Genomic DNA, 15049 nt, shown 5'->3' with positions numbered 1-15049 from the left:
CCCGGTGGCCCGCACGTCAGCGGGCGGACAGCCCGGCGGCCAGCAGCTGGGCGAGCAGCCGGACCAGGTCGAGGTCGTCCTCGCCGAGGTCACCGGGCTGCAGCGAGTCCACGGTCAGCAGGCCCAGCGGAGTCTCCCCGGCACAGACGGTGGCGGCGACGAAGGTCCGGTACTCCGAGACGTCGGTCCAGCCGATCAGGTGCACCCGCTGGACGTCGGCGACGATCATCGAGTCCAGGCTGTCCACGAAGGCGAACACCTGTGCCTCGACCGGGTCCGCCGGGTCGAACCGGGGTCGCGGCTGCCGGTTGCGCCCGTGCCAGGCCCGCAGCCGCAGGGTCCGCCCACCGGTCTCCGGGTCGTCCTCCAGGCCGTAGAAGCAGGACCGGCTGCGCTCCGGGCCGATGTACTCGGCGGCGAAGCCGACCGTCATCTGGCGCAGCGACTGGCGGGCCTCCCGGCGCGCGGTCGCCGACGTCGTGGTGAGGACGTCGGTGACGGCCAGCGACAGCGGGATCAGCATGTCGTTGGTGGTCACCTTGTACTCGGCGAGCCGTTCGGCGGCCAGCTGCTCGGCCGTCGTGATCCGGCCGCGCTCGCGCCGGATCTCCAGTGCGGGCAGCAGCACGGTCAGGGCGGAGGCGAGCACCCCGATCGTCACGAGCGAGACCTGCGTCGTCCCGGACAGGTCCTCGCTGAAGTAGATCTGGGTGATCCAGGCTGCCGACGACGCCAGCGCGGGCAGCGGCAGGTTCCACCAGGCCGCGGGCGGGAGCCACCGTCGCCTTTGCGTCACCGCCACCCCCGTTCCGCCGACCGGCGGACCGTACCGGATCCGGGCCGTTCCCCGCGGGACCGTGGGCTGCGGCCGGGTTCGTGGCTATCCTGATGGCGACCGGTGAGCGGGAGGTCGGCGATGACGGACGATGCGGTGCCCACGAACGCGCACGTCGACATCCGTCGCCGTGCCCGGCTCGCCACCCGTGACGCCGCGGGATATCTCGCCCGCGCGCGGGCGCTGCGCAGGCGGGAGGCCGTCGCCGAGGTGCACGGCGCGGTCAGTGCCCGGGTCGCACCCGCCCCGGCCGACCTGTGGCTGCAGGCGTCGATCGCCGTAGCCCTCGTCGGCTGCGTGCTGGCCGGGCTCGGCGTGCTCGTCGGCATCGTCGGCTGATCCCCTCCCGCTGAGACACCACCGTCCCGGACGACCGGTCTCATCTCATCCTGAGATGGCACCCGTGTTGTCCGGGCCCTCTCCCTGCGATCGACTCGGTCGTCCGGCCGACACCCGGCCGGACGGACACTCGACGAGGAGGAGGCACCCGTGACGACGAGCGCCGACATCACCGGACAGTCCCATGTGGAGGTCGCACGGAGGAGGGCTCCGCAGGGGCAGCAGGTCGCGGTCGTCACCGGCGCCGCGCGCGGCATCGGCGAGGCGATCGCCCTGCGTCTGGGGCGCGACGGGTTCCACGTGGTCGTGGCCGACCTGCCGCAGTCCCGGGAGGGGACCGACGCCACGGTGAAGGCCGTCGTCGCCGCCGGCGGCACCGCGACCGGTGCGGACGTCGACGTGACCGACGAGGACTCGGTCGAGGCCGCGGTCGCCGCCGCCGTCGAGGCAGGGGGCCGGCTGGACGTCTTCGTGGCGAACGCGGGTATCGCCCAGGTCGAGGAGCTGCTGTCCTACGACGCGGCGGACTTCCGGAAGATCCTGGACGTGAACCTGACCGGCATCTTCAACTCCTACCGCCAGGCCGCGCGGCGGATGGTCGCGCAGGGACACGGCGGAAAGATCATCGGTGCGGCGTCGATCGTCGCCTTCCGCCCGTTCGCGCTGCTCGGACCGTACTCGGCGACCAAGTGGGCGGTCCGCGGCCTGACCCAGGCGGCGGCGATGGAGTGGGCCGAGTACGGCATCACCGTCAACGCCTACGGGCCGGGCATCGTCGGTACCGACATGTGGGACCTCATCGACCAGAAGCTCGCCGCCAAGAACGGGCAGCAGCGCGGCGAGGCCCTGGCCGAGAACTCCCGCTCGATCCACCTGGGCCGGGTCTCGGTCGGCGACGACGTGGCCCGGATGGTCTCCTACCTCGCCGGCGAGGACTCCGACTACGTCACCGGCCAGACGATGCTGGTCGACGGCGGCATCCAGTTCTCCTGACCCCGCACCCCCGGTGTGCCCCGGCCCGGCGGCCGGGGCACGCGGCGGGCGGCCGCGCCGGTCAGGGACCGTCAGCGAGGCCCCGGTAGAGCTCCGGCCGCCGGTCCGCCAGGTACGGGGTGTCCCGCCGGGAGTCCGCCAGCGCCGCGCGGTCGAGCTCGGCGACGAGCACCTCCGCGCCGCGGCCCGCGCGGGCGGGCACCGCGCCGGTCGGCCCCGCCACGCGGGACAGCCCGCCGTAGTCGAGGGACCCCTCGCGGCCCACGAAGTTGGCGTACGCGACGTACACCTGGTTCTCGTGGGCCCGGGCCGGAACCAGGACCTCCGGCACCGCGTCGTAGGGGAGCATGTTCGCGGTCGGCACCAGCACGACGTCCGCCCCTGCCAGTGCGAGGCCGCGCACCGTCTCCGGGAACTCCACGTCGTAGCAGATCAGCAGGCCGAGGCCCCAGCCGTGCAGCTCCACGACGGGCGGCGGGTCGTCCCCCGCCTCGAACACGGAGCGGTCGAGGTCGCCGAACAGGTGGGTCTTGCGGTACCCGGCGAGCCGCGTCCCGTCCGGCCCGACGAGCTGCACCGCGTCGAACACGGCCCGGCCCGACCGCTCGGGGTAGCCGTACAGCACGGCGGTCCCGGTGCGGCGCGCGATGCCGGCGACGGCGGCGGCCGACGGCCCGTCGGCCGGTTCGGCCAGCGCGTGCACGGCGGCGGCGCCGATGTCGTAGCCGGTCAGGAACATCTCCGGTGTGACGACGAGATCGACGCCGGCCCCGCAGGCGTCCGCGAGCCGGCGCAGGTTCCCGGCGACGTCCCGGGAACCCGGCTCGACCTGCAGCAGCGCGATCCGCATCAGTCCGGCAGCGCCAGCGGCGCGAGCTCGTCGAAGCGGTCGCCGGGGCCGGGGTTCGCCGGGTCGCAGGCCCCGCCGAGGTGGTGGACGATCCCCCACACCGCGTTGAGCGCGGTCTGCACCGCGCCCTCCGCCCAGGCCGGCGTCCAGGACACGTCGTCGCCTGCCATGAAGATCCCGCGCCGGGCCGGGGGCAGCCCGTCCTGCACGAAGTGGCAGTACATCCGCCGGTTGTAGCGGTAGTGGCCGGGCAGCGCACCCTTGAAGGCCCCGAGGCTGTGCGGGTCGGACTCCCAGGTCACGGTGATCGGGTCGCCGATGACGTGCGCCGCGACGTCGACGTCGGGGTAGATCTTGCGCAGCGCCGCCAGCGCGAGCCCGACCCGCTTCTCGACCGGGTAGGGCAGCATCTTCAGCGAGTCGCTCATCCACGAGTACGACAGGCAGATCACGCCGGGCCGGTCGGGGCCGTGGTCGAACAGGTACGTGCTGCGGGTGAGCCGGTCGGTCAGCGTCATGCTCATCCGGTCGCGCCCGGTCGCGGGATCGGTGTCGCGCCAGAACGGGCGGTCGACCATCACGAACGTCTTCGTCGACTGCATGTACCGGGTCCGGTCGAGTGCCATCCACACGTCCTGGTCGAACAGGGACTCGTCGGTGTCGATCTGGGTGGACAGCAGCCAGCTCTGGCAGGTGGTGAGCACCGCCGGGAAGTCCCGGGTGCCGCCGTAGGTGTCGGTGACGCGGATCGTGTCCGGGCCGACCCGGTGGATCCGCGCGACGCCCGGGCGGGTCCCGCCGCCGTGCAGCGACGCCAGGCTGGTCCCGGCCGGCCAGTGCACGGCGTCGTCCGGTGCACGGCGCCACAGCCCCTGCGGGACCTGCTCCACCCCGCCGGTGACGAGGAGCTGGTCCTCGTCGCAGGCCGTCGTCACCACCCGGAGGATCTCCAGCATGGAGTTCGGGAAGTCCGAGTCCCACCCGCCGGTGCCGAACCCGACCTGCCCGAACGCCTCGCGGTGGCGGAACGAGAGCTCGGAGAACGCCTTCGAGGTGGACACGAAGTCGTAGAAGGTCCGGTCGTCCCACAGCGGGACGAGCGCGTCCCACAGGCGCTTGACCGTCGCCGTGTCCCGGGCCCGGACCGCCTCCTGCAGCGCACCGAACCCGGCCCCCTGCTCCAGCGCCGACGCCCAGGCGTCGGCGACCTCGGAGAAGAACGGCGGCAGGTCGTCGAGGGTCCGGCCGTAGAAGGTCTCCCCGTGCAGGTCGATCACGGTGCTGCCGGCCGCGGGGGTGAGCGGGTTCGGGAACGGCTCGGTGCGCAGGCCGAGCAGGTCCACGTAGTGGTGGAAGGCGGTCGACGAGCGGGGGAACCGCATCCCGCCCAGCTCGGCGACGATCCCGTCGGCGCCCTCGAACGGCTGGGACCGCAGGCGCCCGCCGAGGTGCGACGGCTCGTACACGACCGGCCGCAGCCCGATCCGCATCAGCTCGTAGGCCGCGACGAGCCCGGCGATCCCGGCCCCGACGACCGCGACCTCGGCCCCGAGCCGGTCCGGCGGCACCCGGCCGAGCCCGGCCGGGTGGGAGATCCAGTCGTCGAACGGGAACGGGAAGTCCGGTCCGAAGGCGGTGACCGGGCGCGGGTCGGGACTCATCGTGTGACTCCTCGGGGTCGGGCCGGGGGTCGCCCGGCCCGATCGACCCTATCCGCCGGCCCCGCCGGGACCCGGTGCTCGCGGCCGTCCGGAGCCCCGCGTCAGCCCCGGCGCGAGCGCACCGCGTCAGCCCCGGCGCGAGCGCACCGCGTCAGCCCCGGCGCGAGCGCACCGCGTCAGCCCCGCCGCGAGCGCACCGCGCCCGTGACGATCCGCTGGTAGGCGGACGGCAGTAGCCGCACCATCGAGTCGATCGCCCACGCGTCCGGACCGATGAGGACCCGCCGCCGGTCGGCGCGGACGCCGTCGAGGATCGTGCGGGCGGCCTTGTCCGGAGTGGTGTTCAGCATCCGCTCGAACTCGGCCGTGGCGGCGTCGGACGGCTTGCCGGTCGCCGCGGCGACACTGTCGTCGACCCGGGCGGCCTTCGCGATGTTGGTCTTGATCCCGCCCGGGTGCACGCAGGTCGCCGAGACCGCCGACCCGGTCAGCTCCAGGTCCTGCCGCAGCGACTCGGTGAACCCGCGGACGGCGTACTTGCTCGCGTTGTAGCCGCTCATCAGCGGCTGGGCGGCGACACCGAAGATGCTCGACAGGTTGACGACGTGGCCCTCGCCCGCGGCCTGCAGGTGCGGCAGGAACGCCTTGGTCCCGTAGACGACGCCCCAGAAGTTGATGTCCATGATCCAGCGGTAGTCGTCGAGCGAGAGCGCCTCGACCGTGCCGGACAGCGCGACGCCGGCGTTGTTGACCACGAGGTGGACCCCGCCGTGGTCGGCGACCACCCGGTCGGCCCAGTCGAACACGGACTTCTCGTCGGCGACGTCCAGTTCGGTCGTCGTCACCCGCACCTGCGGGCCGGCCAGCGCGGCGGTCTCGGCGAGCCCGGCGGCGTCCCGGTCGGCGAGGGCGAGGTGGCAGCCGTCGCCCGCCAGACGCAGCGCCAGTGCCCGGCCGATGCCGGAGCCGGCCCCGGTGATCGCGGCAGTGCGGTCGGTGAAGGTCTTCATCGGCGCTCCCGGACGGCGTCGGTGCCGGAGCCAGGGCCTTCCGGCCCTGGCTCCCGTGGACGGTCGCACGCAGCGTAGACGGCGGCCGCGCAGATACCTACTGCCGGGTAACCGGGAGGCCGGCCGGGGGTGGGGGTGTGATGGACGGCGACGGACCCTACGAGCGGTACTACGCCGAGCGGGAGGCCGCGGGGAAGCGGACCGTCGTGTGGCCGTGGATCCTGCTCGCCCTCGTCGTACCGCTGCTGCTGGTGCGCACCTTCGTGACCGACGACGAGCCGCCCCCGCCCACCGGGGCGGCCGCCGGCCTGCACGCCCCGCAGCCGCACCCGGCCGCGGTGACCCGGGTGGCCGACGGGCGGTTCCGGGTGGGGCCCGTCCTGGTGCCCGGCCACTGGGTGACCGACGGGCCCGCCGCCGGTCGCGCCTGCGCCTACAGCCGTACCGGCCCCGGCACGCGGGAGGCGGCCCGCGCCGCGGTGCACGGGCGCGCCGCCGCCGAGCTGGTCGCCGGCGAGGCGGTGACCTTCAGCGGCGGCTGCGCCTGGTCATTGCGCTGATCGGACGGGATCAGGCGACCTTCTGCTCGACGACCTGCGGGCGGTAGCTCTCGATGATGTCCATGAACTCGACGTGCTCGGCCGCCGGGACGCCGCAGAAGCTGAGCGTCGACGCGATCTCCATCGCGACCGCGTCGAACTGCTCGTCCGTGACGCCCATGGTCTCGTGCGCGGTGATCATGTCCAGGCCCGGATAGCACTGCGGGCCGCCCGCGGCCTGGACCGACCACGCCGTCACCAGGAACTTGTAGCCGGCCGCGTTCGCCGGGACGCCGTGGTGGGCGTGCACCGCCTCGTTGGCGTTGACCGAGGCGTTCTCGAAGAGCCGGTCGACGAGGATGTCGACCGCCCCGGCGATGCCGTAGACGCCTCCGAGGCGCTCGAACAGGGACTGCTCGGTCATGTGCTGCTCCACTCCGGTGTAGGGCGGCGGGTCCGGGACGGTGACCGCGTGGCGGCGGTCACACCCACGGTCCCGCCCGGAGCGGGGCACGTCAATGGTGCACAACTGAATTTCGCACAACCGGTCCGCGCCGCCGGGCGGGCGACGCGGACCCGGCTCAGCCGGCGGACCGCTGGTCGGGGACCGCCGGTTCCGGCCCGGGCGCGTCGGGCTCCGCGAGCACCGGGATGCGCGAGCGCAGCTCCCCGGGCAGCCGGCGGGCCAGCGCGGTGCGCTCCGCGGGAGGCATCCGGTCCGCCAGGACGCCCAGCACCGCGAGCGACGCGACCGTCGCGTCCGGGTCCGTCGCGTCGAACCGCTCCTGCACCCGGGCCAGGAAGTCGTCCCCGGCGTCGTCCCCGGTCCCGGACGTGTCCACGGTCCCGGGCCGCTCCGGCTCGGCGGGGTTGCCGCCCCAGTGCTCGCCCGTCCCGACCTGCTCGCCCTTGAGCAGGAAGGAGTCGGCGGCCAGCGTGGCGCCGTCGCCCACCTCGGTGGAGTGGTGCACGAACGCGCGCACCCCGATGCAGCCGCCGTCGCCGATCCGGGACCGGCCGGACTCGAACCGCCCGTCCTCCAGGGAGTGGCACTGCACGACCGACCCGGCGTTGAGGACGGCGTCGTCACCGACCGCGACGAGGCTCTTCTCCGGCAGGGACGCTCCGTCGTCGAACACCCGGCGGCCCGCGGTCAGGCCCGCGACCCGGTTCCGCCAGACCAGCAGCGGGCTGCCGCCCAGCACCGGTCGGACGTAGAACTTCCACAGCCGCTCGTGGAACCAGAAGTAGCGGTCGTAGATCGACGCGGTGCGCGGCTCCAGCGCCCGGAAGCCCAGCGTGGCCCGCTCGAGCAGGGCCGACCACAGCATCAGCAGCAGCGGGCCGAGGAACACCGCGGGGCCGAGCGCCCACAGGCCCCAGGTCGGCCAGAGGGCGACCGAGAGGCCCACCGGCAGCAGCGCCGCGGCGGCGCCGAACGCCCGCAGCAGCACCGTGGCCAGCACGGTCGACGCGTTGTACCGGTTCTTCGACCGCAGCCGCCGCAGTCGCTCGTCCTCGGTGGCCGGTGTGTTCGGGTGCGGGCCCGCACCGGAGCGCGGGATCTCCATCGGCGGCGAGCCGAGCAGCCCGACGCCGGACCGCACCGGCCCGTCCGTCGGGACCATGACCTTGGTCGCGAGGAGCACGTCGTCGCCGGTGCGGGCGTCCGGCGGGAGGTGGACGTCGTTGCCGACGAAGTTGTCCGCACCCAGTCGCACCGGGCGGATCCGGAACGAGTCGTGCGACAGGTCGGTGTTCATCATCCGCAGGCCGTCGGACACCATCGTGCCCCGCCCGACGTGCACGAACCGCGGCGACTCCTGGCGCAGCTGGGTGCCGAAGTTCGACCCGGTCTGGTGGAGGTCGCCGAGGTCGTAGCCGAGCCCCCTCAGGTAGCCGGTGATGAAGGAGCTGTCGCCGAGCAGCAGGACGAGGAACCGTGCGTTGGACACACCGGTGACGACCTGCTGGGCGACGTGCCGGACGCCGTACAGCGGGAAGGTCCGGTCGACGGGCACCAGCAGCCCCGCCAGCCGCGGCAGCGCCAGCACGGCGGCCACGCCGACGGCCAGCGCGAGCACGACCAGCGTCATGACGGCCACGACGCCGACCCCGAGGTACCACCACCGTTCCCCGGCCTGCGCGCCGATCAGGGCCGTGACCTGCGGCGCGAACCTCGCGTAGACGGTCACGACGACCGCGAGCACCGCGCTGACGACCGCCCACAGCAGCGCGGCCAGCACCGTCCCGTAGACCGCGCGGCGGACCCGGCCCGCGCCGACCGGCGTCACGGTCCGGTAGTCCGAACCGGAGGGTCCGGCCGGGGACCCGTGCCAGACCTCGCCGGCCGGGACGGTGACGCCGGGCCGCAGCGCGGAGGCGTGACCGAGCTGGGCGCCGTCCCCCATCCGGGTCCGCACGTCCAGCACGCCCGCCTCGCCGACGACGCAGTCGTCGCCGACGTCGACGGGGCCGAACTCCAGCGCGCCCGGCACGGCCCGGTAGCCCTGCAGCGACGCCTCCGGGTGCACCAGGGTGCGCTCACCGGTGCGGACGAGATCGGTCGCGACCGGCACGGCGCCGAACCAGGTGCTGCCCCGGCCGATCCGGGCACCGAGCAGCCGCAGCCACAGGGTGAACACGGGGGTCCCGGTCAGCAGGACGACCGGGCTGGTGCGGATCAGCGTCGACACGACCCAGAACCGGAGGTACGTGAGGCCCCACAGCGGGACGGTGCGCTCGGTGAACCGGCCGATCAGCGTCCACTTCGCCAGCACCGGCAGGAGCGCGACCCCGGCCAGCAGGCCGGCGGCGAGGCCCCCGGCCCGGGCCGCGGTCCCGGCGGTGTCCGGCGCCGCCGACACCCAGCCGTAGCCCAGGGTGACGACGGCGGCCGTCGCGAACCCGGCGGCCAGCAGGACGGCCAGGTGCGCGAGCCCGGTGAGGGCGTGCGCGACCGGCCGCGGCCGGACCGGCTCGACGTCGGTCGCGGCGGCGGTGACCGGCGGGGCGTCGCCGACCGCGGCGGCGAGATCGCGGACGGTCGGATTCCGGTAGACGTCGCGCGCGCTCACCGGCGGCAGGTCGTCGCGACGACGGACGGACGCCGCGACACCGGCCATGAGCAGCGACGTCGCGCCGAGCTCGTCGAACAGGTGCGCGGTCACCGAGATCTCGCCGGGCTCCACGCCGAGCGCGCCGGCGAGCTCCTCGACCAGTCCGCGCTCGACGTCGGACTCCGGCGCGACGACCGGGCCGGACGCCCGCACCCGGCCCCCGGCCGGGGCGGGCAGGTTCGCACGGTCCGCCTTGTCGCTGGTGGTCATCGGGATCCGGTCGAGGTGCTCCAGGTAGGTGGGCACCATGTAGGACGGCAGCCGGTCGCGCAGCCGATCCTGCAGGTCGTCCGGGTGGTCGGCACCGCCGACCAGGCTGTACCAGGCCACCAGCTCCTTCCCGCCGCCCGGATCGTGGGTGTCGACGACGGCCATCGCGACCGACGGGTGCTCCAGCAGGACGGCCTCGATCTCGGCGAGCTCGATCCGGTAGCCGCGGATCTTGACCTGCAGGTCGATCCGGCCCCGGTACTCGATCTCGCCGTCGTCGTCGACGCGGCCGAGGTCCCCGGTCCGGTAGACCAGGCCGGACGGGTTCCCCGGCAGCTCGACCGGGCACGCGACGAACGCGGCGGCGGTCTTGTCGTCCCGGTTCAGGTAGCCGTCGGCCAGGCCGGCGCCGGCGATCGCGATCTCACCGGTCTCGCCGAACGGCAGGACCCGAGTGGGGTCCTCGGGGTCGAGGACCAGTACCGCGTAGGTCGGCAGCGGCTCGCCGATCGTCACCGGGCGGTCCGGGTGGAGCTCGGTCCAGGTCGCGGTCACGGTGGCCTCGGTGGGGCCGTAGACGTTGAGGAACCGGCGGTCCCCGGTGTGCCAGCGGCGCACCAGGTCGTGCGGGCACGCCTCGCCGGAGACGAGCAGGAAGCGGAGGTCGTCGAGGTCGTCGTCGAGCGTCGCGAGCAGCGTCGGGACGCAGCACAGGGCGGTGATCCGCTGCTCGGCGAGGAAGGCGTGCAGGTCCTCGCCGACCAGCGAGACCCCGGCGGGCTTCGGGACGAGGGTCGCGCCGACCAGGAACGACGTCCAGATCTCCTCGACCGAGAAGTCGAACGCGAGCGTGAGGCCCTGGTACATACGGTCGTCCGGGAGCACGCCGTACTCGTCGGCGGCGACCCGGACGAAGTTGCAGATCGCCGGGTGGGAGATCACCACGCCCTTGGGCCGCCCGGTCGAGCCGGACGTGTAGATCAGGTAGGCGGGGTGCTCCCCGCCGTCGCGGCGGTCGTCGGTGCCGAGCCGCTCGGCGGGCCGGCGCGCGATCTCCTCGGCGGCCGAGCCCTCCCCGGCGACGCGGAGGATCTCGACGTCGCCGTCGATCGCGTCACCGACGGCGTCCAGGGCCGACGTCGTCGCGAGCAGCAGCCCGGCGGACGAGTCGTCGAGGATGTGGGCGATCCGGTCGGCGGGGAAGCCGGCGTCGAGCGGGACGTACGTGGCGCCGGTCTTCAGGACCGCGAGCAGGGCGGTGTAGGTCTCCACCGGGTCGTCGAGCAGCAGGCCGACGACGTCGCCGGGGCCCGTACCGCGGGCGTGGAGGTGGCGGGCGAGCCGGTCGGCACGGGCGTCGAGCTCGCGGTAGGTGAGCTGCGTGTCGCCGGTGTCGACGGCCACGGAGCCGGGGTGGGCGTCCACGGCCTCCTCGAAGACCTCGGCGAGCTGCTCCCCGGGCCGGGTGCGCGGTGGGGCGAGCGAGTCGCCGGGTACGAGGACCCGCTCGTCGATCGCCGTCCGGGGGCGGGGGGACGGCCGGAACGGGAGATCCCGGCGGATCACCCGGGGGCCGCCCGGCCCGCCATGATCATCGCGACCGTCGGCTCCGTCCGCGGGAGCCGGCCGGTTGTGCACGTCCGTCATGGGGTCCGGCTACCCACGAAAGTGGTCGGAAAATGCCGGGGAAGCCGGTGGTAAGTGTCACTCGCAAAGTGGTGAACCGATCGGGTCCGGCCCACGTAGCAACGGGGGACGGAACCGTGTCCGGTCAGGGTCGCCTTATCGACGAACCCTCTCAGCAGCATCGTCGTCGGATCGGCCGGATGTCCGACGCGGCTCCTGGAATGGATCGGGGTCATTGTCGTACCACTCCGAGAACGGGGTCGCGGAATGCGGCACGCAATTCCCGGCGTTCCGTTCCGGAATGGTGTCACGACGCTCGGGTCGTCCGGTGGGGACGGTCACGGCCGGTGCCGCCCGCGGGCCCGGCGAGTCATGCTGTGCTCCACCCCTACCCCGCCCGCGACACCCCCGGGAGCGCTCGATGACGACCAGCGGGAACGCCTCCGACCGGCTCACGGCCGACTCGGGCGCTCAGGAGCAGGCCGCCGCGCTGCGCGCCCGCGAGATCTCGGCGCGCGAGCTGCTGGAGCTGCACCTCGACCGGATCGCCGAGCGGAACCCGGAGCTGAACGCGATCGTCTCCCTCGACCCGGAGCGGGCCCGGGCCGGCGCGGCCGCCGCCGACGAGCGGCTCGCCTCGGGCGCGGACGTCGGCCCGCTGCACGGGCTGCCGTTCGCCTTCAAGGACACCCACGCCGCCGCGGGCTGGCGCACCACCTCGGGCTCGCCGCTGTTCGCCGAGCACGTCCCGGACGCCGACGACCTGATCGTCGAGCGGATCCGGCGGGCCGGTGCGGTCCCGATCGGGAAGACGAACGTGCCGGAGTTCGCCGCCGGCTCGCACACCTTCAACCGGGTCTTCGGGACGACGCGCAACCCGCACGACCCGTCCCGCTCGGCCGGGGGCTCGTCCGGCGGGGCGGCGTGCGCGCTGGCGTCCGGGATGGTGCCGCTGGCCGACGGTTCGGACATGGGTGGCTCGCTGCGCAACCCGGCGTCGTTCTGCGGGGTGGTGGGGCTCCGCCCGTCACTGGGCCGGGTGCCGGCGTGGCCGGCGCAGAACATGTGGGAGACGACCGCGACCGGGGGCCCGATGGCGCGCTCGGCCGGCGATCTCGCGCTGCTGCTGTCGGTGCTGGCCGGGCCGGACCCGCGCGCGCCGCACGCGCTCGGCGACCCCGGTGCGGCGTTCGCGCCCCCGCTCCGCCCGGCCCCGCTCGCCGGGCTGCGGGTGGCGGTGTCGACCGACCTGGACGGCGCGTTCGCCGTCGACCCGGACGTCGCCGCCGTCGTGTCGTCGGCGGCGCCCGCGCTGGCCGGGGCCGGCGCCGTGGTCGGCTCCGCGGTGCCCGACCTGACCGGGGCCGACGAGTGCTTCCGCACGCTGCGCGCCTGGCACTTCCAGGCCGCGTTCGGTGAGCTCCTCGCCGCGCACCCGGACGAGTTCAAGGCGACGCTGGCCGCCAACATCCGGGCCGGCGCGTCGTTGACCGGTGCCGACGTCGCGCGGGCCCACGGGCTGCGCACGTCGCTCGCGCACGCCGCGCGCGCGTTCTTCGCCGACCACGACGTGCTCGTGCTTCCCGTGTCGCAGGTGCCACCGTTCCCGGCGGACCAGGAGTTCCCGACCGAGATCGACGGCCGCCCGATGGAGTCCTACCTGGACTGGATGCGGTCGGCGTACCTGATCACCGTCACCGGGTGCCCGGCGATCTCGGTGCCGTTCGGCCGGACGCCCGGCGGGCTGCCCGTCGGGCTGCAGATCGTCGCGCGGCACGGCGCCGACAGGTTCCTGCTGGAGGTCGCCGCGGCCGTCGAGCAGCTGCGCCGGGGGGTGTGAGGGGACTCATCGCCGCGCACCGGTGACCCGGCGGGCCGGAGCGGGAACCCGGGCGTCCATGGGTACACGCAACGGCCGTGCGGTGCGGTTCGACAGCCACGGCGACGTCGACCGGCTGTACGTGGCCGACACCGGGTTCGGGGACCCCGGTCCGGGGCGCGTCCTGGTCGAGGTGCACGCCGCGGGCATCAATCCCGGGGAGGCCGCGCTCCGTGCGGGCGCCTTCGCCGGGACCTGGCCCAGCGACTTCCCGAGCGGCCAGGGCAGTGACTGGGCGGGCGTCGTCGCCGCGGTCGGCGACGGCGTGACGGGGCTCGAGCCGGGCGAGGACGTCTTCGGCTGGACCGACGACCGTGCCGCCCAGGCGACCTGGGTCGACGTCCCCTCCGAGCAGGTCCTGCACCGGCCCGCCGGGCTGGACGCGGCCACCGCCGGAGCGCTGTACGTCGCCGGCGCCGCCGCGACGGCGTCGGTCGAGGCGGTCGCCCCGGAACCGGGGGAGACGGTCGTCGTCTCCGGGGCGGCGGGCGGTGTCGGGCAGATCGCGGCCCAGCTGCTGACCCTGCGCGACGTCGAGGTCGTCGGGGTGGCCTCCCAGCGGCACCACGCCCGCCTGCGGGAGATGGCGGTGACCCCGGTGGCCTACGGCGGTTCTCCCCGGGAGACCCGGGAGAACCTGCAGGCCGCCCTGCCGGCCGCGGTGCACGCGTGGGTGGACGTCGCCGGTGGCGGCTACGTCGCACTGGCCCGGGAGCTCGGCGTCCCGGCCGGCCGGATCAACACGATCATCGACTTCGAGGGCGCCGAGGAGTACGGCGTGCACACCCGGGGCACCGCGGACGCCGCGGGCCGGGAGGACCTGGCCGCGCTCGGCGACCTGGCGGCCGACGGCGCGCTGGAGATCCCGATCGCCGGCGCCTACCCGCTGGCCGCGGTGCGTGACGCCTACACCGAGCTGGAGCAGCGGCACACCGCCGGGAAGATCGTCCTGTTGCCGCAGGAGTGACCGTCCGGCCGCCCGGGTAACCACGGCCGGATCCGCGAGCCAGCAGGGAAGGAACCCGCCGTGCAGATCGGCTTCAAGCTCTTCGCCGAGGCCTACTCCCCGCAGGAGATGGTCCGTCAGGCCGTCCGCGCCGAGGAGGCCGGCTTCGACTTCGTCGAGATCTCCGACCACTACCACCCCTGGCTGGAGAGCCACGGTCACTCCGGGTTCGCCTGGTCGATCCTCGCCGCGATCGCGGCCCGCACGGAGCGGATCCGGCTCGCCACCGGGGTGACCTGCCCGACCATCCGGTACCACCCGGCGATCGTCGCGCAGGCCGCCGCGACGACCGCGCTGCTGTCCGACGGCCGGTTCACCCTCGGCGTCGGATCGGGGGAGCGGCTCTCCGAGCACGTGACCGGCGCCGAGTGGCCGGTCGTCGGGGTGCGCCAGGAGATGCTCCGCGAGGCGCTGGAGATCATCCGTCTGCTCTGGGAGGGCGGCTACCGCACCTACCGCGGCCGGTACCTGTCCGTCGAGGACGCCCGGGTGTTCGACCTGCCGGAGACCCGGCCGGAGATCGCGGTCGCCGCCGGCGGGCCGCGGGCCGCGCGGATCGCCGCCGAGCTCGGCGACGCCCTGTTCGTCACCGAGCCGCGCACGGACCTGATCGAGACCTACACCGCGGCCGGTGGCACCGGGGCCCGGTACGCCGAGGTGCCACTCGCCCACGCCGGCACCGTCGACGAGGCGCTGGAGTCCGCGCACCGGCTGTTCCGCTTCGGCCCGACCGGCTGGAAGGTCCAGGCCGAGCTGCCGAACGTCCGGAACTTCGAGGCCGCGACCGCGTTCGTCCGCAAGGACGACATGGCCGGGGTGTTCGGCGCCGGACCGGACGTCGAGACGCACGTCGCGACCGTCCGGGCCTTCGCGGACGCCGGTTACGACCGGCTGGCACTGATCAGCGCCGGACCGGACGTGGAGGAGTTCTTCGCCTTCTGGGAGAAGGAGCTGTCCGGGCGCCTGCGGGCCCTCTGACCCG

At 74.4% G+C, this 15049-nt stretch carries 12 protein-coding genes; 6 read left to right on the top strand and 6 right to left on the bottom strand.

Annotated features, from left to right (window positions below; translation table 11 throughout):
* Positions 1-16 precede the first annotated feature (16 nt).
* Positions 17-802: a hypothetical protein gene (locus tag PP1_RS15565; RefSeq protein WP_010224395.1), complete on the bottom strand. Its 786-nt coding sequence runs from the start codon at positions 800-802 to the stop codon at positions 17-19.
* Positions 803-916: 114 nt separating this feature from the next.
* Here PP1_RS15565 and PP1_RS15560 point away from each other — a divergent pair, with 114 nt between their 5' ends.
* Both PP1_RS15560 and PP1_RS15555 read left to right on the top strand, forming a co-directional pair.
* Entirely contained in the window at positions 917-1174 is a 258-nt protein-coding gene (locus PP1_RS15560; RefSeq protein WP_010224396.1) for a hypothetical protein, read from the top strand.
* Positions 1175-1324: 150 nt separating this feature from the next.
* A complete protein-coding gene (locus PP1_RS15555) occupies positions 1325-2167 on the top strand; it encodes an SDR family NAD(P)-dependent oxidoreductase (protein ID WP_010224397.1) in 843 nt (280 codons plus the stop codon).
* Between the two features lie 61 nt (positions 2168-2228).
* Here the strand turns inward: PP1_RS15555 and PP1_RS15550 are convergent, their stop codons facing one another.
* From PP1_RS15550 to PP1_RS15540, 3 genes are all read right to left on the bottom strand, one after another.
* Complete coding sequence (locus tag PP1_RS15550; RefSeq protein WP_075313910.1) at positions 2229-3017, bottom strand: carbon-nitrogen hydrolase family protein; 789 nt, start codon at positions 3015-3017, stop codon at positions 2229-2231.
* Complete coding sequence (locus PP1_RS15545) at positions 3017-4678, bottom strand: flavin monoamine oxidase family protein (protein ID WP_010241666.1); 1662 nt, start codon at positions 4676-4678, stop codon at positions 3017-3019. Before PP1_RS15545 ends, PP1_RS15550 begins: the two co-directional genes overlap by 1 nt.
* 176 nt (positions 4679-4854) lie before the next feature.
* The gene (locus PP1_RS15540; protein ID WP_060574294.1) at positions 4855-5688 is read right to left on the bottom strand and encodes an SDR family NAD(P)-dependent oxidoreductase; all 834 of its coding nucleotides are present in this window, start codon (positions 5686-5688) and stop codon (positions 4855-4857) included.
* Between the two features lie 140 nt (positions 5689-5828).
* Here PP1_RS15540 and PP1_RS15535 point away from each other — a divergent pair, with 140 nt between their 5' ends.
* On the top strand, positions 5829-6248 hold the full coding sequence (locus tag PP1_RS15535; protein WP_075300385.1) for a hypothetical protein: 420 nt from the start codon (positions 5829-5831) through the stop codon (positions 6246-6248).
* Positions 6249-6258: 10 nt separating this feature from the next.
* Here PP1_RS15535 and PP1_RS15530 read toward each other — a convergent pair whose 3' ends face one another.
* Complete coding sequence (locus PP1_RS15530) at positions 6259-6651, bottom strand: group I truncated hemoglobin (RefSeq protein WP_033200631.1); 393 nt, start codon at positions 6649-6651, stop codon at positions 6259-6261.
* A 157-nt stretch (positions 6652-6808) separates the two neighbouring features.
* Positions 6809-11203, bottom strand: a complete 4395-nt coding sequence (locus PP1_RS15525) for a Pls/PosA family non-ribosomal peptide synthetase (protein WP_010242418.1) — start codon at positions 11201-11203, stop codon at positions 6809-6811.
* A gap of 400 nt (positions 11204-11603) precedes the next feature.
* On the opposite strand from PP1_RS15525, the gene PP1_RS15520 reads away from it, so the two are divergent.
* The 3 genes from PP1_RS15520 to PP1_RS15510 are packed head-to-tail and all read left to right on the top strand — an operon-like array spanning position 11604 to position 15045.
* Positions 11604-13022 (top strand): amidase, encoded by a 1419-nt coding sequence (locus PP1_RS15520; protein WP_075313911.1) that lies wholly within the window; start codon positions 11604-11606, stop codon positions 13020-13022.
* 58 nt (positions 13023-13080) lie between these two features.
* Entirely contained in the window at positions 13081-14028 is a 948-nt protein-coding gene (locus PP1_RS15515) for an NADP-dependent oxidoreductase (RefSeq protein ID WP_010241090.1), read from the top strand.
* A gap of 60 nt (positions 14029-14088) precedes the next feature.
* On the top strand, positions 14089-15045 hold the full coding sequence (locus PP1_RS15510) for a TIGR03557 family F420-dependent LLM class oxidoreductase (protein WP_010241088.1): 957 nt from the start codon (positions 14089-14091) through the stop codon (positions 15043-15045).
* Positions 15046-15049: the final 4 nt, after the last annotated feature.

The sequence above is a fragment of the Pseudonocardia sp. P1 genome, assembly GCF_000178675.2.
GTDB lineage: Bacteria > Actinomycetota > Actinomycetes > Mycobacteriales > Pseudonocardiaceae > Pseudonocardia.
This window is presented reverse-complemented; position numbering and strand designations above follow the sequence as displayed.

Coding starts and splice junctions, on each gene's coding strand:
- PP1_RS15560 (WP_010224396.1), top strand. CDS start 917: ATGACGGACGATGCGGTGCCCACGAACGCGCACGTCGACATCCGTCGC.
- PP1_RS15550 (WP_075313910.1), bottom strand. CDS start 3,017: ATGCGGATCGCGCTGCTGCAGGTCGAGCCGGGTTCCCGGGACGTCGCC.
- PP1_RS15545 (WP_010241666.1), bottom strand. CDS start 4,678: ATGAGTCCCGACCCGCGCCCGGTCACCGCCTTCGGACCGGACTTCCCG.
- PP1_RS15540 (WP_060574294.1), bottom strand. CDS start 5,688: ATGAAGACCTTCACCGACCGCACTGCCGCGATCACCGGGGCCGGCTCC.
- PP1_RS15535 (WP_075300385.1), top strand. CDS start 5,829: ATGGACGGCGACGGACCCTACGAGCGGTACTACGCCGAGCGGGAGGCC.
- PP1_RS15530 (WP_033200631.1), bottom strand. CDS start 6,651: ATGACCGAGCAGTCCCTGTTCGAGCGCCTCGGAGGCGTCTACGGCATC.
- PP1_RS15525 (WP_010242418.1), bottom strand. CDS start 11,203: ATGACGGACGTGCACAACCGGCCGGCTCCCGCGGACGGAGCCGACGGT.
- PP1_RS15520 (WP_075313911.1), top strand. CDS start 11,604: ATGACGACCAGCGGGAACGCCTCCGACCGGCTCACGGCCGACTCGGGC.
- PP1_RS15515 (WP_010241090.1), top strand. CDS start 13,081: ATGGGTACACGCAACGGCCGTGCGGTGCGGTTCGACAGCCACGGCGAC.